This is a genomic window from Pseudoflavitalea rhizosphaerae (genome assembly GCF_003991355.1).
Taxonomy (GTDB): domain Bacteria; phylum Bacteroidota; class Bacteroidia; order Chitinophagales; family Chitinophagaceae; genus Pseudobacter; species Pseudobacter rhizosphaerae.
The window spans coordinates 25,543-49,319 of the sequence record NZ_RCSU01000020.1 but is presented as its reverse complement, the minus strand read 5'-3'; the positions used below and the strand labels follow the sequence as shown (position 1 = coordinate 49,319).

Sequence of the window (23,777 nt, the reverse complement as noted above, 5' to 3'; positions counted from 1 at the left end):
TGTAAAAAGAAACGCATGCAGATCCCCGTTCAAATCAAATCTACCTTGTTCTTTATCAGTATCCTGCTGATAGCAGCAGTTTCACAGGGCCAGTCTCCCCTGATCGACTCCACAAAGATCCAGGGCCACCCGCGACTGCTATTGCTGAAAGGAGAAGAAGAAAGGATAAAAACAGAGATCAGGAATAATGCAATTTGGAAAAATGTACATGATGCCATATTGAAGGAATGCGATTCCATCGTAAAAAAACATCCCGTTGAACGGACGATGATCGGCAGGCGGTTATTGCAGGTTTCGCGCGAAGGGCTCCGCAGGATCTTCTTCCTGGGCTATGCCTGGCGCACTACCGGCAAGAAGAAATACTTCAATCGATGCGAAGAGGAAATGCTGGCCGTTTGCAATTTCAACAACTGGAACCCTGACCACTTCCTGGATGTGGCCGAAATGACGATGGCTGTTGCCATCGGGTACGACTGGCTCTATCATGACCTTTCAGAAAAATCGAAAAATATAATCAGTAAAGCCATCATCGGGAAAGGCATCAATCCTTCGCTCGATAAAAAATACAATGGCTGGTTGCGCGGCACCAATAACTGGAACCAGGTCTGCAATGCAGGGATCAGTTTTGGCGCCCTGGCTGTTTATGAGGACCAGCCGCAGGTGACAATGGAATTGCTGCAGCGCGCTGTGGCCAGCATTGTGAAACCAATGAAAGAATATGCGCCTGCAGGCAATTATAAGGAAGGATACAGCTACTGGGGATACGGAACATCTTTCAATGTGTTTTTCAACAGTGCGCTCGAAAAAATATTCGGAACAACATTCGGTCTGAATGAGCAGCCCGGTTTTATGGAGTCTGCATCTTTCTATCAGCACCTGATCAGCCAGGAAGGAACGCCATTCAATTATTCCGATGCCGGCTCCCTGGAAGGCCTGCAGCCGGCCATGTTCTGGTTTGCCGATAAACTGAATGACCCAACCCTGTTGTTTGTTGAAAAGACTTATCTCCTGGAATCGAAGTTCAATGCAAGAACAAACAGGTTGCTGCCTGCAGCCATGATCTGGGGCAAAGGCATCGCAACAGAAAAGATCACTGAACCCGCACAGAAAACCTGGGCAGGAAAAGGCGACAACCAGGTAGTGATGATGCGCACAAACTGGAAAAAAGATCAGGGCATTTTTGTGGGCTTCAAGGGAGGATCGCCTTCCGTTAGTCATGGGCATATGGATGCCGGCTCATTTGTGATGGATGCCGGTGCATCCAGGTGGTCTTGCGATCTCGGTATGCAGCAATATAATTCTCTCGAATCCGCCGGGCTGAGCATCTGGGATATGAGCCAGGGCTCTCAACGCTGGGATGTATTCCGTTATTCCAATTATTCGCATAGCACACTCACTGTAAATGGGCATCATCAACTGGTAAAGGGAAATGCGCCACTGGTAAGCTTTTCAGAAGATTCAATGAATACGCGCGCGGTGCTTGACCTCGGGAGCATTTACAAGCAGGACCTGGCAAATGCGCATCGTGGTATTGCCATCATCAATAAACAATATGTAACAGTGCGTGATGAGTTGGAGAGCGGAGATAGTAACTGCGTGGTCCGCTGGACGATGCTCACACCAGCAAAAGTGGTTGCCATCGATGGTCACCAGGCGCAACTTGAAAGCAAAGGACAAAAACTCTTCATCAGTGTGGCAGGGCTGCCTGGCGTGAAACTACAAACCTGGAGAACCGATCCGCCTCACAACTATGATGCCGTGAATCCCGGTACAACCCTGATCGGATTTGAAATTAACGTTCCCGCTCACACGAAAACTGCCTATAATGTAATACTGGTACCCGGAGAAGGCATCGCAATCAAAAGATCAGACCTCAAGGCGCTGGACCAATGGTGACTGATTTTCATTCATCCATAAAATAAACGATTATGCATGTACTTGCCATCAACGGCCAGGGTTCTGCTCTGCGCCGTATCAGGATACTATTTGCCGGAACCCTGCTGCTTGCAGGCTGTAGCAAACCCGCGAAAGACCAGGCGCCTCCCGGCACTGACAACACGGGATCGGCCAACACAACAACACTCTCCATCAATTCTTACAACATGCTTCGCGGCGCGGATATCGGCTTTCTCACAGAAATGGAAAACAAGGGTCGCGTTTTTTTCAATACTACTGACCAGCAGGACCTGTTTTCCATTTTGAAAGAAAGGAATATCAACGCTATTCGCCTGCGAGTATGGGTAAACCCCGCTGCGCCGAATTATTATAATGGAATTGCAGACGTAATCAACAAAGCCGTGCGTGCAAAGAATGCCGGCATGAACCTGATGATCGATTTTCATTACAGTGATTATTGGGCGGACCCTAAACAGCAATATCCGCCGGCAGCATGGGCAGGCTATACGCTTTTGCAAATGAAGACGGCTTTGGCCAATCATACTACGGATTGCCTTGCTCAACTGGCTGCAAACGGCGTCACGCCTGCGTTTGTGCAGGTGGGTAATGAAGTGGATTCCGGTATGATCTGGCCCCTGGGAAAGCTGCCCGCCAATATGTACAATTTTTCAGAATTGTATAAGGCAGGATACAATGCAGTAAAGACTTTCGATCCCAATATCAAAGTGATTGTCCATTTTTCCAAAAGCACCAATAACGCCAACTGTAAATTCATACTCGATGGTTTGATCAGCAATGGCGCCAGTTTTGATGTGATCGGATTGTCTGTTTATCCTACCTCCAATTATGCATCGGTGATGAGCAGCAGCTTCGCCAATATGCAGGATCTGGTGAACACATACGATAAAGATCTGGTAGTTGCGGAGTGCGGCTATTTTCAATCTGATCCAAAGCAGGCCAGAACAATGATCAGCACTTTGATCAGTAATGTGAACAGTCTTCCGGACAATCATGGATTGGGCGTGTATTACTGGGAGCCTGAATCTTATGATCATTCAGCGCCCAACAGGAGTGTCTTTCATGCTACGCTCAAATCCCCCACAGTAGGGATGGACGGATTTTCTTTCGTGAAAAATCCCGGCTTCGAACTGGACACTACTGCCGTAACCAGTCCAACCGGTTGGACCACCACAGGCAGTAATCCCGACGCCAATTACACGGAATCCAATCCGCATTACGGTTCATTTCGTCTGACACACTGGAAAAGCAGCGCTTACAATGTTGCCACCAGTCAAACCATCACTGGCCTGAGCAATGGGCTGTATACTTTCCAGGCATGGGTAGTGAGTCCTGTGGCGATGGTGAGCAATTATCTGTTCGCGAAAGATTTTGGCGGCGCCCAGATCAATCAGAATATCTCTGTAGGTCCAGGCTGGAAGAAAGTGAAGGTCCAGAACATCAATGTAACGAACGGCCAGTGCACGATCGGATTACAGACTGCCGGTAATGCGGCCTGGTGCAGTATGGACGATGTAGAGTTCTGGAAGCAGTGATGCTAAGGTTGATATCCCTTCAATCTGTACACATAGAAATACCTGGCAGGTTTTCCATTTCTTGTTTGTGGAATTGAAATGGGCTCGGTCACTTCGCTGAATTGTTTTGTTATTGCTTCCGGAACGGGCTCATAAAAATTGGAAATACCGATATAGTAAGCGTCTTCTCCAGGCTTCAGTTCCGGAAGCTTTTTATTCAGCCAGGCGAAATGGTGGATCGCATTGATATCGCCAACGGCTTTCAGGTGAAGGCCCAGGGGGCGGGCCACATAGAAATCGAGATGGGCTGCCGGAAACCAGTAATTGCTGAAAATGAAGCGGGGACTGTCTTTTGCGGGATTCTTTTCATCTTTATACAACCTACTGAAGTCTTTTCCGAAAGCACGCCAGCCACTCATATCGAGGGTAATATCATTTTTTCCAAATTCGGGCATTGATTTGCTGCCAGGGGTCCCGGGCCAGTAATTGATGATGCAGACCGCCATGAGCAGCGCCATTGTTGTGAGGCTGATACTGGCGGTTGTCCATTTTTTTACTTTTCGTGAATTGACCTCACTGAGGTGGGCGGCTGTCAGCAGTATCAATGTACTGTGGGCAGGGCCGCTCCAATGCGGCAATGTATCGTTGAAAAGGGAAAGGAAGAGTACTGTCAGGACTAATGGAAGGCCCAGCCAGAGGACCAGGGAATAATTTTTCCATTTAAGCGCAATCAATGAAGCAACCAGCAGAATTACATTCAACGGGTTATTGTAAGCAAAGGACCCGAGTAATTCCCTGATAAAACTGTCGAACTGAAAATGCCGGATGAGGATGCGGCTGCCATGATAATCCACTGTGCTCATTTTGTTGCTGATGGTCCAAAGGAATGATGGAGCCAGCATGCCCAAAGTGATCAAGACGCTGATGTAGAGAAATGGATTTTTGAGTAAGGTTCTTTTGTGAAAGAGGATATATCCGCCAAACCCAAACCAGCAGAAGATCCCATGTACCTTGCTCAGGGTACAAAGCCCGATGCTGATGCCAAGAAGGATAAGACTGACATTGATAAATGAGCCGGACTTGCTGCCGGTGATCCGGATCATCAGGTATACACTCAGCATCCAGAAAACCATTTGCGGAGAATCAGGCAGGATCAGCAGTCCGGCAATAACACTGCTATAAAAAGAGGCGGTGAAGAGGCAGGCGGCAATCCAGCCTGTCAGTTCATTTTTCAGGGACCTGCCGGAAAGATAGATCAGCCAGGTGCTGATGGCTGCACCCATTACGGAAGCCAGGCGAATGAAGAACTCATGGTTCCAATGTAGTCCGGCAGTAAAAAAGCGGATGCAAACACCAACCATCGGAGGATGATCGAAATAATTCCATTGAAGCGCTTTGGCGTAAGTCCAATAATACACTTCGTCATTATTCAATTCCACTATTCCACTTAGCAATAACCTGATAATGGACGAAATAATGATCAGCAGGACCGTGTTCCTTTTATGATCAGATGGCGGCAGGCCGTTCATATCGGTTGGATGGATTTTTTCTTGCGGCTCTTCCTTTTACAATATAAGATTTATAACCGTGATCGATGAAGATGGAACTGGCAACGCCAATGATAATGCCCGTTGCCACATCTTCAACAAAATGCTGACCCAGGTAAATGCGTGAGTAACCGACCAGGATGGCTGCTACGAAACTAAGGATGCAAACAGGCTTGCTGCCAGTATTCATGCTGAGCATGGCTGCTACTGCAAAGGCAGTTGTGGTGTGCCCGGATGGGAAACTGGCAAAGCCGCTGTGTGTAACCCCTTCGATGAAATATTGGTAGAAATTTTCCGGAAAGAATGTTTTGGGTCTCGGAGCCTGGAACAAAGCCTTGAGCAATTGTACAAGCAGACCCGAAAAAAGAAATGTGACCAGCAGCTTTATTGCGAGCGTGGTTTTCTTCACAATGAAGTAACAGCTAACCAGCAGGATCACTACAATGCCATCTCCAAGATGCGTGAAGTGAGTGAACCACCAATCCAGTAATGGACAATGAAAAAAATTAGCGCCAAGGAATGAAGTGGTTTTGGTGAAGCAGCACAGGATCAGGAGAAGCGGGCAGATCAGGATCAATGTGTACTGCTTGAAAAGATTTCCAGGGTTGTTGGGCATATGGTTGAGTTGCGCCCAAAAGTATCGCTGGTATGCTATCTGAATTTTATGGTACTGTTACGGGATTGATAACAAAAGAAACGATTGAGGTGTTCAAAGTTTGTACTTCGCCAGTATTCAGCCCCATCTGGCCCTTAAAACCTGAATATGGAAAATTACCCATTGCTTGCAGACCGCATCAAGTCTACTTTTATCGACTTGATTCTGCTTATCGGAGCTACTATTCTTGCAGCCAATCTGCTTGACAGGGCAAACAATCCTCCGGACTGGGTCCGGATCAGCATTTTCATTGCCATATGGATCGTATATGAACCGCTGTGTACAGCCATTGGCGCAACAATGGGCAATCTTATCATGGGCATCCGCGTCAGAAGATATGGAAATGCAAGCAGCAGGATCAATATTGTTCAGGCTCTGTTCAGGTACATAATGAAGCTATGCCTGGGCTGGATATCATTTCTTACCATCAATTCAAATCCGGAAAGAAGAGCTATGCATGATATGGCTGTTGGAAGTGTTTTGGTCAGGGCATAAGATTTATTCTTGTCTTACCAAATTGCTGTTTCTTTGCACAAAACCGGTTTATGGCAGACAGCATGATAAAAGTTGGAGAGTTCAATCGTTTAAAAGTGGCCCGTGCATTCGATTTCGGCATGTACCTGGGGGAGGGTAAGGATGTTGTGCTGCTGCCAAAAAGATTCATTCCGGAAGGCGTGAAAGTAGGCGATACACTGAATGTATTTGTTTATCACGATTCTGAAGACCGCCTGATTGCCACCACCCAGCGCCCAAAGGGCGTTGTGGGCGATATCGTTTACCTGCCCGTAGTTTCAGTTACGCCGCATGGCGCATTTATGGACTGGGGTTTGATGAAAGATATTTTCGTTCCCAAATCAAAACAGTTGACCGGTATGCGCGTTGGCGGCAGCTACCTGGTGAAGATCTTCCTGGATGAACAGACAGGCCGCGTAGCGGCAACTGAAAAAATAGAACATGGTTTGTCCAATGATCTGCTGACAGTAAAAGAACTGGAACAAGTAGACTTGTTGATCTACCGGAGAACGGATATCGGCTATGCTGTCATCATCAACAACAAGCACACTGGCGTTCTTCACTTCAATGATATTTTCCAGCAGATCACGGTAGGCGATAAAGTTAAAGGCTATATCAAGAACATCCGGGAAGAAAATAAGATCGACGTAGGTGTTGGAAAACCTGGCTACCAGCGCGTGGAAGACGAAACAGGCAAAGTATTACGATTGCTGGAAGAGAACAACGGCTATCTGCCATACAATGATAAATCAAGCCCGGAATATATTTATGAGTTCTTCGGAATGAGTAAAAAGGTCTTTAAGATGACGACGGGTAATTTGTACAAAGCGAGGAAGATAGAATTTACACAAACAGGGATCAAGCTGATAGAGCAATAGAGCAAAATTATTGTATCATTTTTCATATAAAACCCGGACAGCATTATTCTACTGTCCGGGTTTATTTTTGAAATGCTACTACAGCAATGGTTATTCCGCTATCACCACTTTCACACCTGCCTTCTCGATCTTATTTACCGTTTCCCTGCTCACTTCTCCATCTGTAATGATATAATCGATCTGATCCAGGTTGCAGATCTTTCCCAGTCCCCTGCGATCGAATTTTGAACTGTCTGCACAAACCACTACTGTCTGCGCCAGTTTGATCATTTTCTGATTCAGGCTCGCTTCCACGATATTGGTGATGGTAAGTCCATGTTCCAGGTCGATGCCATCTACGCCAATAAAGAGCACTCCGCAGGTGAGTTCGTCCAAAACCCTTTCGGCAAAAGATCCTGCTGTGGAGGATGAGCTTTGGTGCACGAGGCCGCCCAGCTGCAGTATTTCAACATTCGGACGGTTGATCAGTTCCAGCGCTACTTTCAATGCAGGTGTGATAGCGATCAATCTTTTTTCGGGATGCAGTTGCCGGGCTACTTCAAAAACAGTAGTGCCTGATCCTATTATAATGGAGTCGTTCTGACCGATGAGGCCAAGGGCGGCTTTCGCTATCTTCTTCTTTTCATCGGATTTGATAAACTCTTTTTCATCGATGGGTCGCTCGATAGCGTAAGGATTGTTGATGGAGCCTCCGCCGCGGGTGCGGAAGAGGAGCTTTTTTTCTTCCAACAGCTTCAGGTCTTTCCGGATGGTAACACCGCTCACTTTCATTTCATCCATCAGTTGGGGAATGCTTACCTGCCCCTTTTCCGCTAGTTTCTTCAGGATGAACTGATGCCTGTCTGTGATCGTTTTCATACAATAAAGTTATATTTCACAAAATTGCCAATATTTCCTAATATTTTCAAAGTCTTGCAAAGAGTTTACGATTTGGTAAAAAATATCAACAGCTTTCCGGCACACTACACTTTAAATTCCTTTCTTTTTATTTAATATTGTTTAATTTAGTTAAATTACTTTACATTTGGTTAAGGTTCACGGCTCAAATGAAAGCAAATATCGGGTTTTCTGAGCCAAATTCTACCACGATTGCTCTTTTCCAAGCCTCAATTCATAATAATTTGTTTACAAACAGGTAATGTTTTGTTTAATTCCTGATCATTCTTTTGCAAAACATTAATTCTTTTTAACTGAAATGAAACAAAATTTAAGAGGGTTGATGGCCGAGGAAAAAATTAGTAAGCATCAAAAAACTAAAAGCTGATATGAAAAAAAATCTCTGCTTTGCCATTACTCAGCTGCAAAGCGCCTTCCGGAAAATAACCGGAATTTGGCTCCCAGGCCTGGTTTGGCTCCTTCTCTTTGCTGTGCCAGCTGCTGCACAGACAAAAAAGATCACCGGAAAAATTACCGACGAACAAAACAAACCCCTCGAAGGGGTGAGCATCAGCGTTAGACCCACCGGCTCAGGCACTACCACCAATGCCGAAGGTGAGTTTACACTGAATGTGCCCGCTTCCGCAGCATCACTGGTCTTTTCTGCAGTTGGTTACCTGGAAAAAGAAATGACCATCGCCAACAACACTATTATTAATGTCGCACTTAAGAAAGATGTGGCCGGACTCAACGAAGTAGTGGTGGTGGGCTACGGCACACAGAAAAAAGGAAACCTCACCGGATCCGTTTCTGTGATCGGTAGTCAACAAATTGAAAGACGCCCCAACACATCCACCTCCAACGCATTACAGGGGCTTGCCCCAGGCGTAACCGTTACATCGCAGACCGGTTCCCCCGGCGGAGATGGAGGACAGATCCGCATCAGGGGTATCAACTCCTTCGGAGGCTCCAGCAGTAACCCGCTGGTGATCATAGACGGAGTAGCTGGTTCCATCGATGATATCGATGTTAACCTCATCGAGTCTATTTCTGTATTGAAAGATGCTGCCTCCTCCGCCATCTATGGCTCCCGCGCTGCCAATGGTGTGATCCTCATCACCACAAAGAGAGCAAAAGATAAATTATCAGTGAACTACCGCGGATTTGTAGGCAAACAATCACCCACCGATATTCCCAAAGTAACGGATGGCCTCACCTACATGAAGGTGTTCAACGACGCCAGCATGAACGATAACAATATCAAGATCTATAGCGACGAAGACATCGAAGCCTTCAGAAAGAAATATGAGGCCGATCCCAAAAATTACGATTGGCAGGATGCCATCCTCGATGGAAGCGGATTGATGCAAAACCACTTCATTTCACTGATGGCCAATAGCGGTATCGTTCGCGTGAACCCTTCCTTCAGCTACACTGACCAGGAAGGCATAATCAAAAACACCAATTTCAAACGCTATATCTTCCGCAATAACCTCGATATCACACCCAACAAACAATGGAATATCAAGGCTGACGTTGCGGTGACAAACAAGAACAGGAAACAGATCGCCGATGAAGGCACCATCTGGAATTACCTGGGAAGGATGCCTACGAATATCCCCATCCGTTATGGCGACAAATGGTCCGATGGCTGGGTAAAGATCAACCCCGTAGGGTATATCCAGGACGGCGGCAACCGCAAGACAAACAGACTGGAGTTCTACGGAAATCTCAGCGTGAACTTCAAACCGGTTGACTGGTTATCACTCACCGGTATGTTTGCACCACGTTACCTGACCGCCAATGTGCATACTTTCAGGAAAAGTGTACCCACTTTTTATGAAGATGGCTCAGAAGCAGGTGCAGCCAATACTTTCACGGAACTTACAGAGTCCGCCATCCGATATTTCTATGGCACTTACCAGTTCCAGGCCACGGCACAAAAGAGTTTCGGCGATCACAACTTCAGCCTGATGGCCGGCACCTCAAGAGAAACCTACGACGAAAAACTCCTCTCCGGTTACAGAAGGGATTTCGTGTACGACAACTATGAGCAACTCACCGCAGGTGCAGACGACGCAACAAAAGATAATAACGGCACCCAGAACCAATGGATCCTCATCTCAGGTTTCGGCAGGTTCAACTACAACTTCAATGGCAAGTACCTGTTTGAAGCCAATTTGAGGTACGATGGCACTTCGCGTTTTGCAGGAGATAACCGCTGGGCAGCATTCCCGTCCTTCTCTGCAGGTTGGTTGGTTTCAAAAGAAGACTTCTGGGATAAATTCAGTCCTGTTGTGAACATGCTGAAGATCCGCGGGTCATGGGGTAAGCTCGGTAACCAGAATATCGGCAACTCCTATTATCCTTTTGCAGAAGCCTTATCGCTGAGCAGTGTTTCCATGGGTGGAAATATCTACCAGATGATCACGCAGACCACGCTTTCCAATCCAAATCTCCGCTGGGAAGAAACAGAAATGAAAGGCATCGGATTTGATGCAAACCTGTTCAACAAATTCTCCCTAACCTTCGATTACTACGATAAAAGAACCGATGGCATCCTGCTCAAGTTGAATACCTCTCAGCTTACAGGACTTGCTTCTCCATATCAAAATGCCGCAGTTGTTTCCAACAAAGGCTGGGAAGTGTCTGCCAGGTACGATAACAGGTGGGGCGATTTCCAATTCGGCGTTGGATTCAACCTCTCCGATGTGAAGAATAAGATCATCGATATGAAAGGACAAACTTCAGGTGATCTTCTCCGTCAGCAGGAAGGCTATTCCATCAATTCTATCTATGGTTATATTGCTGATGGTTTGTATCAATCACAGGAAGAGATCAATAACGGTCCCACACAGATCGGAACCCTGAAGCCCGGTGATGTTCGTTACAAAGACATTGCAGGCGCAACGGGTCCTGATGGCAAACCTGCACCAGATGGTAAAATCACAGACGCCGACAAAGTGATCATCGGCAGCACCATCCCCCGCTACACTTATGGCGGTAACCTCGATCTCGGATGGAAAGGGTTTCGCCTGAGCGCCTTTGTACAGGGTGTTGGTAAAGTAGATGGCTACCTGAACTCGCACTATGTGATCCCTGCTGCCAATTCCAGCGCTATCAAACCATGGCAACTGGATTACTGGACGCCGGAAAACACAGATGCCTCTTTACCCCGCGTATCTGTTACTTCTACCAACAACACCCAGAACTCCACTTTGTGGATGCGCAGTGCAGCTTATCTCCGTTTGAAGAATGTACAGATCGGATATGAGATCCCTCAGACGCTGCTGAAAAAGGTAGGCTTGCAGAAAGCATTTATCTATGTGAATGGACAGAACGTTTTCACCAAAACCAATTTCTACGAAGGATACGATCCTGAGATCAACTTCGATGCAGACGCATCTGATGGTGTGGCATTGGGAGGAGGAAACTTCTATCCACAGGTTAAGGTCTTCACATTTGGTATTGACATTAAATTCTAAGAACAATGAAACGCATTAATAATATAACAAAGGTTGCGGCAGTTACAATCGGGGCCATCATCACCCTGAATTCCTGCAAACCCGATCTTATTTCACTCAACGGTCCATCTACCGGAGCATTCCCTGCCAATGCAAAAGAAGCGGAAATGGGATTGTTCGGGGCATATCAGAACATCAGCAGACTGGATGCGTCCAACACGCCTATCTGGCATGTAATGGACAATATCACTGATATCGGGTATGCAAGGCCGGGAAACAATTACACCTCACCCATTACCAGTGCTATCACAACAGACAATGCCCTGGCCAATAAACCCTGGCAATTGCATTATCAAACCATTGCCCGCTGTCATACTGTGCTGGATAATTTGGAGAAGATAAAAAGCAGCATGACGGAAACTGCCTATGATCAACTGGATGCTGAGCTCCGCTTTGTGCGCGCTTATTGCTATTCACAACTGATCGAGCTGTACGGCGGTGTACCCTTGCTTACGCATTCAGTTGACCTGAGCAATGCCAGTGTGCCACAATCACCCAAAGCGGAAGTGGAACAATTCATCCTGGATGAGCTCACAGCAATAGCTGATAAACTCCCCATTTCTCAATCACAGTTCGGCAATGTGAGGGCATCACGCGTTGCGGCCTATATGCTGAAAGCAAGGGTGGCGCTATATGCGAAAAAATATAAAGATGCTGCAACAGCCGCCAATACTGCCATTACACTTTCAGCCGGCGTTCATGAGCTCACTGAATTCAACAGCTCCATTGATTTTGTAGGGAAAGACCATACTGTTGGAGAGCCGGACCCGTCTAACATCTTCGGACATGCGGGTTTTAAATCCAGCAAAGAATGGATCTGGGTAGCCGAGTACAATATGAATATTCCCGGCAATACGCATAACCAGCAATACTATTCTGCATCACGTTTGGGCAAAGGTGTTTGCTATTGGGGGCCGACACAAGACCTCATCAATACGTTCCAGTGTGATGACGGACTGCCAATTACGGAATCTCCCAAATACGATGCCTCCAAACCATTCGAGAACCGCGATCCCAGGCTGGACATGTATTGCGCGCGTCCGCATTCCAGGTTTGTTGGTTACCAGTTTGAACCCGCTACCAGCTTCCCCCAGGTAAAGAATTACTGGCCGGTGATCAATGGTACTTCGCCAACGGCTCCCAATGTGGCCAATAACGATGCCACCAATGCTTACAGGTCTTTCAGCGGATACCTCTGGCGCAAGCCTATCGATCTGGCTGATTTCAGTTCTACTTCTGTGAGCGGTGTGTCCGACCTGAATGTGGGCATCTTCCGTTTTGCTGAATTGCTGTTGCTGTATGCAGAGGCGAAGATTGAAGACAATGATATCGATAACACAGTATATGAAGCTATCAATAAGATCCGTCGCCGTGCTAAAATGCCTGAATTGCCAACGGGCCTTACACAGGCGGAGCTGCGGAAAGCGCTGCGCTATGAGCGTAAAGTGGAACTGGCTAATGATGGCCTGAGATGGTACGATCTCCGTCGCTGGAATATTGCCAAAACAGTAATGAACGGAGTGATCTACCTTAACAGGGATGCAAAAGCCTGGACAAAGGAAGTGATTACCGGTTTCGATGAAAGCTATACGCCGATCTACAATCATGCAGAAGCAGTAAAATATTTCACTACCCAACAGGTAGTGTACCAGGAGAACAAAGATGAATTGTGGCCTGTGCCCAAATCTGAAATGGATGCCAACAAGAAGTTGGAGCAAAATCCAGGATACAAATAAGAAGCGTTTTATACAGATCATTTAATCGCGTGGAATGAAAACATTGCTTAGCCCTGAAAAGAGACGTTGGTTTATTGTTGCCATTATTTTCCTGGCCATAGTGTTCAACTATGTAGACAGGCAGATTGTGTCGATCTTAAAACCAATGCTCAAGTCAGAATTCAGCTTGGACGACAGTGGCTACGCTTGGATCCTGAACATCTTTACCATTTGTTATGCCGTGATGTATCCCATCACGGGCTGGATGGTAGACAGGTTCGGTGCGCGCCTGGTGATGTTCTGGGGGATCATTACCTGGTCGTTGGCCTGCATTGGCGGCGGCCTGTCCAGGACCATCGGGCAGTTCGGTTTCTTCCGCGGATTACTGGGTGCTGCGGAACCCACCAATTTCCCCGCCCAGTTGAAAGTAATTGCAGTATGGTTCCCCGGTAAACTGCGCGCAACTGCAAATAGTCTTTGCGTAGCGGGCAGTTCTATCGGGGCCATTATCGCTCCACCCGCCATTGCATGGCTGGCCATTACCTACAGCTGGAAAGTAGCGTTCATCACCATGGGCGCTATCGGCATTCTGATTGCGATCCTATGGAAGCTGATCTATCGTGATCCTCCGCCGCATATCATGAAGGAAGCAACAACTTCCGGTACCGGCGAACCAACAGTAGCGTTTGAGTGGAAACAGTTGTGGACTACAAAAAGTCTCTGGGGCATTTTGCTGATAAGATTTGTGAGTGATCCGGTTTGGTATTTCTGTTTGTTCTGGTTGCCGGGCTATTTACAGGAAGAATCAGGTCTCACGCTCGCTCAGGTGGGAATGTTCGGATGGATACCCTTCCTGTTCGCAGACCTGGGAGCCATCGGCACTTCCGCCTGGTCCGATAAATTGGTAAAAAAAGGATACGATCCGTTAAGGGCAAGAAAAGTGATGCTGACAAGAGTTGCTGTGCTCAGTCCTTTATGCGCACTCACGCCTTACCTCGGTGGCGCATGGGCAACACTGGCTGTATTTAGCATTGTAGCCATCGCATGCCTGAGCTGGTTATTCACGATCAGCGTTGTGGTGGCAGAAGCTTTTCCTGTTAAGAATGTTGCCAGTGTACTCGGCATTGCCGGCGGCTTTGGCGCATTGGGCGCTGTGTTGTTCAACTATTTCGTTGGACAGTTCATGGGAACACTGGGCGCCGAAAAAATATTCATCGCTATGGCATTCCTGCATCCAATTGCCGTGCTGATCTTATGGACGATGGTGCGTCCGGAAAAACCAAAAGCAAAAACATAAAATATAAGTCAGATGATAAAAACAATCGCAGAGCCAGCCAGGGAACTCAATGTGAGGAAAGAAACAGATATACTGGTGATTGGCGGAGGACCTTCAGGGATCATGGCCGCACTGGCCGCAGCCGAAGATGGATTGAATGTAATGCTGGTGGAGAGCCGCAGCTTTGTGGGTGGTAACATGACCATCGGATTGCCCATCCTCGGCTTCCTCGGACAAAAGGGAAACCAGATCATCAAAGGGCTTCCGCAAAAACTGATCGACAGGCTGAAAGCTGTGCAGGCTTCCAGCGAACATCGTCCCTGCCCTTTACACATGAGCCTCACGTTGGTGGAGCCCGAAGCTGTGAAGACAGTGGCGCTCCAGATGCTGGTGGAAAGCAAAGTGGAAGTTTTGTTCTACGCTTTCTGCGCCGGCGTTGTGATGGAAAAAGATGAACTGAAAGGTGTGATCATCGAAAGCAAAGCTGGCCGTGAAGTGATCCTTGCCAAAACTGTTATCGATTGTAGTGGTGATGCGGATGTGGCTTATCGTGCAGGCGTGCCCTGTGAATATGGGAACGAGAACGGCGGTGTTCAGCCTCCAACCCTGATGTTCTGTCTGGGCGGCGTGGATACAGAAAAACTGCGCACCAGCATTGCCAATGAACCTCGCACCTACCTCACTGATTTTATCCCCGCCGAATATTTTGGACAGAATAACCAGTTTGTACTGGTAGGCATGCGCAACCTGATCAAGCAGGCGCAGGACGATGGACTAACCCTCACCACTGAACGAACCATCCTGATCACCGGCCTGCGCAAAGGCGAAGTATGGGTGAACATGACCCGCGTTAGCGGCGTGAATGGCACCGATCCCGGAAGCCTTACCCATGGCGAGATCGAAGGCCGTCACCAGATCCTGGATATTCAGAAATACCTCATCGGATACGTACCGGGATTTGAGAACGCTTACTTCCTGAAAACCGCTCCATTCCTCGGTATCCGCGAAACAAGACGCATTCAGGGACAATACACCATGACCCGCGAAGATATCATGGCCTGCCAGCATTTTGATGATGCTATCGCAGTGGCGAGCTATCCGCTCGATATCCATCACCCGCAGGGCGGCGGTTGTACATTGGAGTGGTGTGGCGATTGTTACGATATCCCCTATCGTTCCCTCATCCCTCAGAAAGTAAAGAACCTGATCGTTGCAGGTCGTTGTATTTCCACCACACATGAAGCAATGTCTGCCATTCGCGTAATGGCGCCTTGCATGGCGATGGGCGAAGCCGCTGGCCGTGCTGCTAAGATGGCCGTGAGACAAGGTGTTCAGCCTGCTGATATCGATGTAAAAAAATTACAGAAAGAGCTGCTTGAAAAAGGCGCTTACCTGCGTATCGAAAAAGAAGCACTCGCATAAAACTGATAAAGCATGTCAACCGGAAGGAGAAAATTTCTAAAAGGCATGAGCGCAGCAGCTTTGCTGCCTGCGTTGCCCGCTTTCGCCAGGGAAAGCAGCCCTGCATCTGCCAAAACCGGCGCACACCGCGTACTCACCGCTAATATCCGCGTAGCATTGGATGAAGACGAAGCCAAAGGTGTGGGCTGGTCGGCAAGAAGAGATATCTGTCTGAAAGTGATCGGCAGCAAAAAACCGGACATCATTTGTTTGCAGGAAGTGTTGAAAGTGCAGTCCGATGATCTCAAAAAACATTTTACCTCCTTCCAGTTGTTCGGTTTCGATGGCCCTGAGATGGATGCGCATCCAACAGGCTATCATGGCATTGCCAAAAATCCAATTATGTTTTCCAAAGACCGCTATGAATTACTCACTGGCGGCACTTATTGGCTTTCTGAAACACCATTGGTAGCAGGAAGCAAATCCTGGGAAACAGCCAGGGCAAGACATGCGAACTGGATTAGATTAAAAGACAAGAAAACAGGAAAGGAACTGAGGATCGTAAACCTGCACCTGGACCATATTTCAGCTGAAGCGAAGATCCAACAAGCCAAAATGGTGGTGGACGAAAGTGCACAATACCTGCCGGACTTCATTCAGATCCTCACCGGAGACTTCAATACCAGATTCGACAGCAAAGTATTCGAGTCTGTTCGTAACGGTGGCTGGAAAGAAAGCTATGAAACCATTCATGGTCAAAAAGAAGCCGGGCATACCGGACATGAATTCCAGGGAACGAAATATGATAAAGCCTCTTCGAAAGGGAGGATCGATTATATCTGGTACCGCGGAAATATCAAACCTGCCAATGCATCCATCATCAAAGATGATGTGAATGGCAAATTCCCCAGTGATCATTTCTTTTTAGAGGCAGACTTTGTTATCGACTAAAAAATATTAGCAATGAAGAAGAGCATTTTCGGTTGTTTATTACTGTTGTTGCTGGTAACATCCGGCGCTTTTGCTCAGGAAAAATACCAGAAGCCCGCGCTGACGCAGAAAGGCTCCTGGAGCCTGATCATGGTGCCCGATTTACAGAACTATGTGAAATGGCAAAGGAACCAGCCATTGATAGACCTGATGATGGCCTGGATAGTGGACAATATCGATACTCTTAATATTAAATTCGTGGTGCAGGTGGGCGACCTGGTGGAGAACGATGGAAAGATCACCAACGATTATGATGGAGATATCACCTCCAAAGGCCAGTGGGACTACGTGTCAAAAGCCTTCAGCAAACTGGATGGCAAGGTCCCCTATATCGCTGCAACCGGCAATCATGATTACAGTATCGACAGGCTGGGGAACCGCACATCATTATACAGTCAGTTCTTTTTTACTGAAAAGAACTGGCTCAATCAGAAATACCTCGTTCAAAATACAAGGAATGAACAGGGACAGCCAACCCTTGAGAACTCCGCTTACGAGTTGAAAGGATTGAACGGAAAGGATTATCTCTTCATCACCGCTGAATATGCACCCAGGGATACGGTGGTTACCTGGGTAAAGAAAGTAGCGGCGCTTTCGCAATACAAGAACCACAGGGTGATCCTGGCCACACATGAATACCTGAATGCAAAGGACCAGCGCACAACAGGCCAGCCACGATGGATCTGGTGGGAACCATATAATGTTGACAATATGATCCAAAAGGGACCGCGCATCCCGCTTCCCAATGCCAACAATGGACAGCAGATCTGGGAGAAAGCAGTGCAGCCTTCTTCCAATATCGAAATGGTATTGTGCGGTCATATTTCCGGTGAAGGTTATAGAAAAGACAAGAACGCTGCCGGCAAATCTGTTCACCAGATCCTGTTCGACGCACAATCGATGGGCGGCGGACACCGCGAAGGAAATGGAGGTGACGGCTGGTTGCGCATCATCGAATTTTTCCCCGATGGAAAAACTGTAAAAGTGAAAACATTTTCTCCCTTGTTCGGCATCTCGCCAACAAGCAGGCCCAATGCCTGGAAGAAAGATAACAGGAACGAGTACACGTTCACATTCGATTAAGTCAACATAGAAACCAAATACGATTGCTGCATGAGAAATAACGAAACCATTACTAACAAATTCGGCATCCCGCCATCACTCCTATCCGGATACCTGGGCATCCTGTTATTCATGATGGGAGACGGAATGGAAACGGGATGGCTGAGCCCTTATCTTTTGGAACGCGGCCTGAGCATTCAGCAGAATGCCACGTTGTTCACTGCTTACGGAGTAACCATTGCCATTGCTTCCTGGTTCTCAGGTGTGATGGCCGAATCCTTTACGCCGAAGAAAACGATGCTGATCGGACTGCTGATCTACCTGGCAGGTACAGCCGGGTTCATTGGCATCGGACTGGATACACTGGATATGCCGGTAATGCTGATCACTTATGCATTGCGTGGTTTCGGTTATCCATTATTCGCTTATTCCTTTTTAGTATGGGTGTCTTACGTGACGCCTCCAAATATGCTGGGACGGGCCGTCGGTTGGTTCTGGTTCGTGTTCACCGGTGGACTGAATGTACTGGGGGCCTTCTATTCCAGCTGGGCTATCCGCGAGCTCGGACATATCCCCGCTTTATGGAGCGCCGTGTTCTGGGTATTGCTCGGAGCCCTGTTTGCGCTGGTGCTGAACAAAGCGCCGTTCAAAAGAAATGAAGAAGCAAAACAGAACAAATGGAAAGAACTGATGAAGGGGCTGACCATTGTTCGAACTGAGCCAAAAGTAGCGCTGGGTGGCATTGTTCGCGTGATCAATACAACAGCACAGTTCGCTTTTCCTGTTTTTCTTCCCACATATATGGAAGCACATGGGTTCAGCACAACACAGTGGTTGTATATCTGGGGCACCATCTTCACCAGCAATATCGCTTTCAACCTGATCTTCGGATTCGTGGGTGACCGGCTCGGCTGGCGGCAAACCATTGCCTGGTTTGGTGGAGTAGGTTGTGGCATCACCACTTTGCTGCTCTTCTACATTCCACAATACACCGGCGGGAACTATTGGATGGTAATGCTGGCCGGTATCGCCTGGGGAGCTTGCCTGGCGGGCTATGTACCGCTTTCTGCACTGGTTCCTTCACTGGTGAAAAAAGATAAAGGCGCCGCAATGGCCATTCTCAATCTTGGTGCAGGACTGCCTGTATTTGTTGGACCAGCCATCGTTGGGCTCTTCATCGGCAGCCTCGGCGCGGAAGGGATCATCTGGATCCTGGCTGTTCTCTATTTCATCAGCGCAGTATTGACAAAGTTCATCACATTGCCAGCTACAGATACTGATCACAAAAGCAAATTACATGTGGCAGAGTCATCCGTTTTGCCATCATGATCTATGAAAAATTATTAAACATTAATGAGACATATGAGAGTATTGATTACAGCGCCCTATCATGAAAAAGGATTGTTTGATGTAAAGCAGGACCTGGGAGAAGTGATCTATCGTCCATGGAAAGAGAACGGACGGGCCTATAATGAAGACGAACTGATTGCGCTTTTATACGAAACAGAAGCAGAAGCGCTCATTACCGAGCATGATCATGTAACAGAAAAAGTGATCAACGCCAATGCACACCTGCAATTCATTGGTGTTTGCAGGGGTACGCCTTCCAATGTTGCCGTTGCAACCGCCACCAAACACGGTATTCCTGTTTTTTATACGCCCGCCCGTAATGCGCAGGCCGTGGCGGAAATGTTCATTGCCAATGTGATCACCTTCATGCGTAAGACCCTGCCGGCGATCGACTGGCTGCGGGGCCGCAACTGGAGCGCAGGTGCGCATACATCTTATCTACAGTTCAAAGGAAATGAACTGGCCGGCAAGAAGGTTGGTATGGTTGGCTTTGGCGCCATCGGTCAACTGATTGCAAGGATGATCGAGAACTATCCCTGTTCTATTGCCTATTATGATCCATATGTGAATGCATCGTCCTTCCCTTCTTATCAACAACTGAGCCTGGAAGAATTGTTCTCCAATTGTGATATCGTATCCATTCACTTACCGGTAACGGCAGACACAAAGGGAATGATCGATGCGCGGCTTTTTGAGCTGATGAGGCCCGATGCTATTTTCGTGAACACGGCAAGAGCAGTAGTGGTGAACAGGAATGATATGTACAGCGCCCTATCGCAAAACAAGATCAAGGGAGCCATCCTGGATGTATTCGATAATGAACCGCCGGATGAGCTTGACTATAAGATCATCGATCTGCCCAATGTATTGCCCACACCACATATTGCCGGTGCCACCCATGAAGTGGAAGACCATCATGTGCGGATCCTCAATGAAGTGTTGGTGGAATGGTTCGTTCATGGAAAGCATAGCGCAGCAAGGCTGGCCAACAAGGAAATATTATCATCGTATATTCAACGATAAAACAGTCAAGGATGAAACAACAGGATGCATACCTGGTGCTTGATATCGGTACGGGCAATGTACGTTCGGCTATCGTAACGCCGTCCGGTAAAATACTGGGCGTAGCGAGGGCCGATATCCGATATTATCGCGATGAGCTTTACCCTGATTCCATTTATTTCAAGCCTGAAGAACTCTGGGAACAGCTGAAACAACTGACTGCACTTGCATTGCAGCAGGCTGGCGGCGTGAATATCACAGCCGCTACAACTACCAGCCAGCGGGAAGGGATTGTGCTGATCGATAAAGCCGGCAAAGCGGTGATTGGCTTACCTAATATCGATCATCGTGGCCGCGAATGGGAGAATCATTTTCCTGATAAAAGCAGGATCTACCAGTTGACCGGCCGTTATCCTACTTCCTTATTCTCTTCCTACAAACTGGTAGGCATACGCGAAAAGAGAAAAGATGTCTGGAATGATCTGGGCTTCTTTCTCAGCATCAGCGATTGGGCCGCCTGGGAATTGAGTGGCATAGCCGTCTACGAGCATTCACAGGCATCTGAAACTTTGTTGTACGATGTAGCAGCGGGTAAATGGAGCGAAGAACTCTGCAACATGTTTGGCATTGCTCAGGGGCTTTTGCCGCAACTTTCTCAATCAGGATCATTGATTGGAAAAGTGAAAAAAGAGATTGCTGCATCATGGGGCATCAGCGCCCTGGCAGAAGTGGTTACTGGCGGCGGCGATACACAGATGGCGATCAAAAGCACGGAACCCTCTGTTGGTGATGTAGTGATCGTTTCAGGAACCACTACTCCTGTTGTAAAACTCGAAGGTTCTTATATCACAGATAAAAAAGAAAGGACCTGGACCAGCAGGGATATTGTGAAAGACCGTTTTGTGTTTGAAGCAAATGCCGGGGTTACAGGGTTGAATTACCAACGTCTCAAGGAAGTGTTCTACCCGAATGAAGGCTATGATGTGATAGAGCGGGAACTGGCAGAAACAGCCGGTAAGAAATGTGTGGCCAGCCTGGGCTCGCTGATTGCCGGTGAAACAAAACCGGTGATCTGGGGTGGGTTTGTGTTTCCCGTTCCTGTTTCGCATGAGCTGAGCCGTGGTAGTTTCGTGTGGGCTACATTGATGGATATTGCATTTTCAATTGCTGAGAACTATAAAGTGCTGGCTGAAGTATCCGGTCATGATGCCGGGTATATCTGGGCCTGCGGAGGCGGATTGCAGAGCCAGACATTGCGTAACCTGATTGCTGTTATCACCGGGAATGAAGTGCGTGTGAAAGCCGGGTTTGAACAGGCTTCGGTTATTGGTGCGGCTATCCTTTGCAATGAAGCAACCGGGGTTGATGTACAAAGAGAAGAAGCAAAACAGGAAAGTTCGGCGGCAACCGGTCTGGACAAAGGCGCAATTGAAAAATATTATGAACAATGGAAAGCAACAAGAGAACAGTTCAGGGCTGTCAGCTAAATTGAAGTGAACATGAGTGAAGCATATTTTATTGGGATCGATATTGGCACGCAGGGTGCAAGAGTAGTGATGCTGGATGAAACCGGCCGGCAATTAGGAGCAAAGGAAGAAGTGTTTCCATTGACAGAAGGTTCACGGGAAGAACAATCCCCGGAACTGTGGTGGGAGAGCTGTTGCAGGTTGATCCCTGCATTAGTTTCAGCAGTAAAGGAACAAATTCCTCTGGATGAAATTAAAGCAGTTGCAGTTACTTCAACTTCCGGCACCATCATTCCATTGGATCGTAACTTCAATCCTCTACACAATTCGATCATGTACAGTGATCCCCGTTCTGCACAGCAGGCTGCGTTCTGCAAAGCAATAGCAGAGGAAAATGTACAGGAAGGATATACAGCATTCAATGCCAGCAGCGGTTTACCGAAGATGCGCTGGTTCCTGGAAACATATCCTGAAAAAACAGAACAACTGTACAAATTCATACATGCATCGGATTTCATCACTGGCAGGTTATGCGGACTGTATGATGTAACCGATTATACCAATGCCATGAAATCCGGCTATGATCTGCATCAGGATCAGTGGCCTGGCTATATTACAGAACAGATCGGCATTCGCCGTGAATGGTTGCAGGAAGTGAAACCTTCGGGGGAAGCGATCGGAAAAATATTACCGGAAATAGCTAAACAATTCGGATTACCTGGCGGGATACTGGTTACAACCGGCATGACTGACGGCTGTGCCTCGCAGGTAGCATCAGGCGCAGTAAGCCCTGGTCAGTGGAATACCACTATCGGCACTACCCTGGTAATAAAAGGCGTTACCAAACAATCAGTGAACGATCCTTCGGGAGCCATTTACAATCATCGTCATCCTGCCGGTTACTGGATGCCTGGTGGCGCCAGTAATACCGGGGCTGATTGGGTGAGTAAGTTATTTGCCGGCCAGGACCTGCAAGAGTTAGGCAAACAGGCTGCTGACAGGCTACCTGCTGCATCCCTCGCCTGGCCTTTATTACAACAGTGTGAAAGATTTCCTTTTGTATCGCCGAAGGCTGTTGGCTTCTGGCCTGAAGGAGATGAAGTAGAGAAATTCACTGCCTGTATGGAAGGCGTGGCCTTCATTGAGCGATACGCTTATGAAAGGATTGCAGTATTGTCTGGTGAAAAAATAGAAAAAGTTTTCTCTGCCGGTGGCGGCAGCAACAGCGATACCTGGTTGCTGATCCGCAGCAGCGTGCTGAATGTGCCTGTCTGCAAAATGAAGAATGTATCCGGAGCGGCTGGTGCGGCTATCTTGGCAGCATCACATAGTTATTATCCAGACCTGCAAACCGCTGCTGCGGCAATGGTGGCCGCAGAGCTAACTGTGCAGCCATCGGCAGAGTTGATAACTGCCTATGACCTGAAATACAAATTGTTTATTGAAGAATTGCGTGAAAGAAAAATATTGAACTGAACATGCTGAAGGTTTTTTTACTCCGACACGGCGAAACCGCCTACAATGCAGATAATAACCGCTACTGCGGCAGAACAGATATCCCACTCACGGAAAAAGGGATCAAACAGGCGGAAGAAGTGAAACGTCAACTGGAAGGAATCGAATTTGCCGCTGTGTATTCTTCTCCATTGCAACGCGCATACACGACTGCAAAGATCGCTTCCGGCAAAGACCCTGTAAAAGATGAGCGATTGATCGAAGCAGATTTCGGTACCTGGGAAGCGAAAACAAAAGAAGAATTTATTGCGGAAAATGAATCGATTTGGCTGAACTGGATGAATAATCCGGGCATTCACCGTGCCGGTGGCACAGGTGAAACGGGTGCGGAAATTGTAGTCAGGGTGGATGATTTCTTTCAATCCCTCCTGCAGGATTATTCCGAAGGGAATATCATGGTGGTGGCGCATAATGGCATCAACCGCCTATTCATGGCGCACAAATTAGGTATGCCTTTAAAGAATTACCGGCAGCTGGTGCAACAGAATTCGTCCATCACCTGCTTCACACTTGACAGGAACGGAACGCTTACGCTTGAATTACTCAATTCAAAACTTCGGTAAATGAAGACTTCATTAT

The 23,777-nt window shown here is 47.6% G+C and carries 18 protein-coding genes; 15 read left to right on the top strand and 3 right to left on the bottom strand.

Features of this window, described 5'->3' with window-relative positions; genetic code table 11:
* Window positions 1–15: 15 nt before the first annotated feature.
* Window positions 16–1,896, top strand: a complete 1,881-nt coding sequence (locus D9Y29_RS24675) for a heparinase II/III domain-containing protein (protein WP_127132922.1) — start codon at window positions 16–18, stop codon at window positions 1,894–1,896.
* Between the two features lie 32 nt (window positions 1,897–1,928).
* A complete protein-coding gene (locus D9Y29_RS24670) occupies window positions 1,929–3,449 on the top strand; it encodes a glycosyl hydrolase 53 family protein (protein WP_127132921.1) in 1,521 nt (506 codons plus the stop codon).
* A 2-nt stretch (window positions 3,450–3,451) separates the two neighbouring features.
* Here D9Y29_RS24670 and D9Y29_RS24665 read toward each other — a convergent pair whose 3' ends face one another.
* Together D9Y29_RS24665 and D9Y29_RS24660 are read right to left on the bottom strand one after the other, a co-directional pair.
* Window positions 3,452–4,957, bottom strand: a complete 1,506-nt coding sequence (locus D9Y29_RS24665) for an ArnT family glycosyltransferase (RefSeq protein ID WP_127132920.1) — start codon at window positions 4,955–4,957, stop codon at window positions 3,452–3,454.
* The gene (locus D9Y29_RS24660; protein WP_127132919.1) at window positions 4,935–5,591 is read right to left on the bottom strand and encodes a phosphatase PAP2 family protein; all 657 of its coding nucleotides are present in this window, start codon (window positions 5,589–5,591) and stop codon (window positions 4,935–4,937) included. Before D9Y29_RS24660 ends, D9Y29_RS24665 begins: the two co-directional genes overlap by 23 nt.
* A 147-nt stretch (window positions 5,592–5,738) precedes the next feature.
* Between D9Y29_RS24660 and D9Y29_RS24655 the strand changes: the two genes are divergently transcribed.
* Window positions 5,739–6,125, top strand: a complete 387-nt coding sequence (locus tag D9Y29_RS24655; RefSeq protein ID WP_127132918.1) for an RDD family protein — start codon at window positions 5,739–5,741, stop codon at window positions 6,123–6,125.
* 50 nt (window positions 6,126–6,175) lie between these two features.
* The gene (locus D9Y29_RS24650) at window positions 6,176–7,021 is read left to right on the top strand and encodes a CvfB family protein (protein ID WP_127132917.1); all 846 of its coding nucleotides are present in this window, start codon (window positions 6,176–6,178) and stop codon (window positions 7,019–7,021) included.
* Window positions 7,022–7,111: 90 nt separating this feature from the next.
* Here D9Y29_RS24650 and D9Y29_RS24645 read toward each other — a convergent pair whose 3' ends face one another.
* Window positions 7,112–7,879, bottom strand: a complete 768-nt coding sequence (locus tag D9Y29_RS24645; protein ID WP_127132916.1) for a DeoR/GlpR family DNA-binding transcription regulator — start codon at window positions 7,877–7,879, stop codon at window positions 7,112–7,114.
* Window positions 7,880–8,286: 407 nt separating this feature from the next.
* On the opposite strand from D9Y29_RS24645, the gene D9Y29_RS24640 reads away from it, so the two are divergent.
* From D9Y29_RS24640 to D9Y29_RS24590, 11 genes are read left to right on the top strand one after another with little or no spacing between them, the layout of a single operon-like run.
* Window positions 8,287–11,382 carry a SusC/RagA family TonB-linked outer membrane protein gene (locus tag D9Y29_RS24640; RefSeq protein ID WP_127132915.1) on the top strand — a complete coding sequence of 1,032 codons (3,096 nt, stop codon included), beginning with the start codon at window positions 8,287–8,289 and terminating at the stop codon, window positions 11,380–11,382.
* Between the two features lie 5 nt (window positions 11,383–11,387).
* Window positions 11,388–13,157, top strand: coding sequence for a RagB/SusD family nutrient uptake outer membrane protein (locus D9Y29_RS24635; RefSeq protein WP_127132914.1), 1,770 nt, complete (start codon window positions 11,388–11,390; stop codon window positions 13,155–13,157).
* A 34-nt stretch (window positions 13,158–13,191) separates the two neighbouring features.
* Entirely contained in the window at window positions 13,192–14,433 is a 1,242-nt protein-coding gene (locus D9Y29_RS24630) for an MFS transporter (RefSeq protein ID WP_127132913.1), read from the top strand.
* A gap of 12 nt (window positions 14,434–14,445) precedes the next feature.
* Window positions 14,446–15,834: an FAD-dependent oxidoreductase gene (locus D9Y29_RS24625; protein WP_127132912.1), complete on the top strand. Its 1,389-nt coding sequence runs from the start codon at window positions 14,446–14,448 to the stop codon at window positions 15,832–15,834.
* 12 nt (window positions 15,835–15,846) lie between these two features.
* Window positions 15,847–16,764, top strand: a complete 918-nt coding sequence (locus D9Y29_RS24620; RefSeq protein ID WP_127132911.1) for an endonuclease/exonuclease/phosphatase family protein — start codon at window positions 15,847–15,849, stop codon at window positions 16,762–16,764.
* Between the two features lie 12 nt (window positions 16,765–16,776).
* A complete protein-coding gene (locus D9Y29_RS24615; protein WP_127132910.1) occupies window positions 16,777–17,886 on the top strand; it encodes a metallophosphoesterase in 1,110 nt (369 codons plus the stop codon).
* Window positions 17,887–17,916: 30 nt separating this feature from the next.
* Window positions 17,917–19,194: an MFS transporter gene (locus D9Y29_RS24610; RefSeq protein WP_127132909.1), complete on the top strand. Its 1,278-nt coding sequence runs from the start codon at window positions 17,917–17,919 to the stop codon at window positions 19,192–19,194.
* A gap of 33 nt (window positions 19,195–19,227) precedes the next feature.
* Complete coding sequence (locus tag D9Y29_RS24605; RefSeq protein ID WP_127132908.1) at window positions 19,228–20,238, top strand: 2-hydroxyacid dehydrogenase; 1,011 nt, start codon at window positions 19,228–19,230, stop codon at window positions 20,236–20,238.
* A gap of 11 nt (window positions 20,239–20,249) precedes the next feature.
* Window positions 20,250–21,704, top strand: coding sequence for an FGGY-family carbohydrate kinase (locus D9Y29_RS24600; RefSeq protein WP_127132907.1), 1,455 nt, complete (start codon window positions 20,250–20,252; stop codon window positions 21,702–21,704).
* A gap of 12 nt (window positions 21,705–21,716) precedes the next feature.
* On the top strand, window positions 21,717–23,159 hold the full coding sequence (locus tag D9Y29_RS24595; RefSeq protein ID WP_127132906.1) for an FGGY-family carbohydrate kinase: 1,443 nt from the start codon (window positions 21,717–21,719) through the stop codon (window positions 23,157–23,159).
* 2 nt (window positions 23,160–23,161) lie between these two features.
* Complete coding sequence (locus D9Y29_RS24590; RefSeq protein WP_127132905.1) at window positions 23,162–23,761, top strand: histidine phosphatase family protein; 600 nt, start codon at window positions 23,162–23,164, stop codon at window positions 23,759–23,761.
* The last annotated feature ends 16 nt before the right edge of the window (window positions 23,762–23,777 follow it).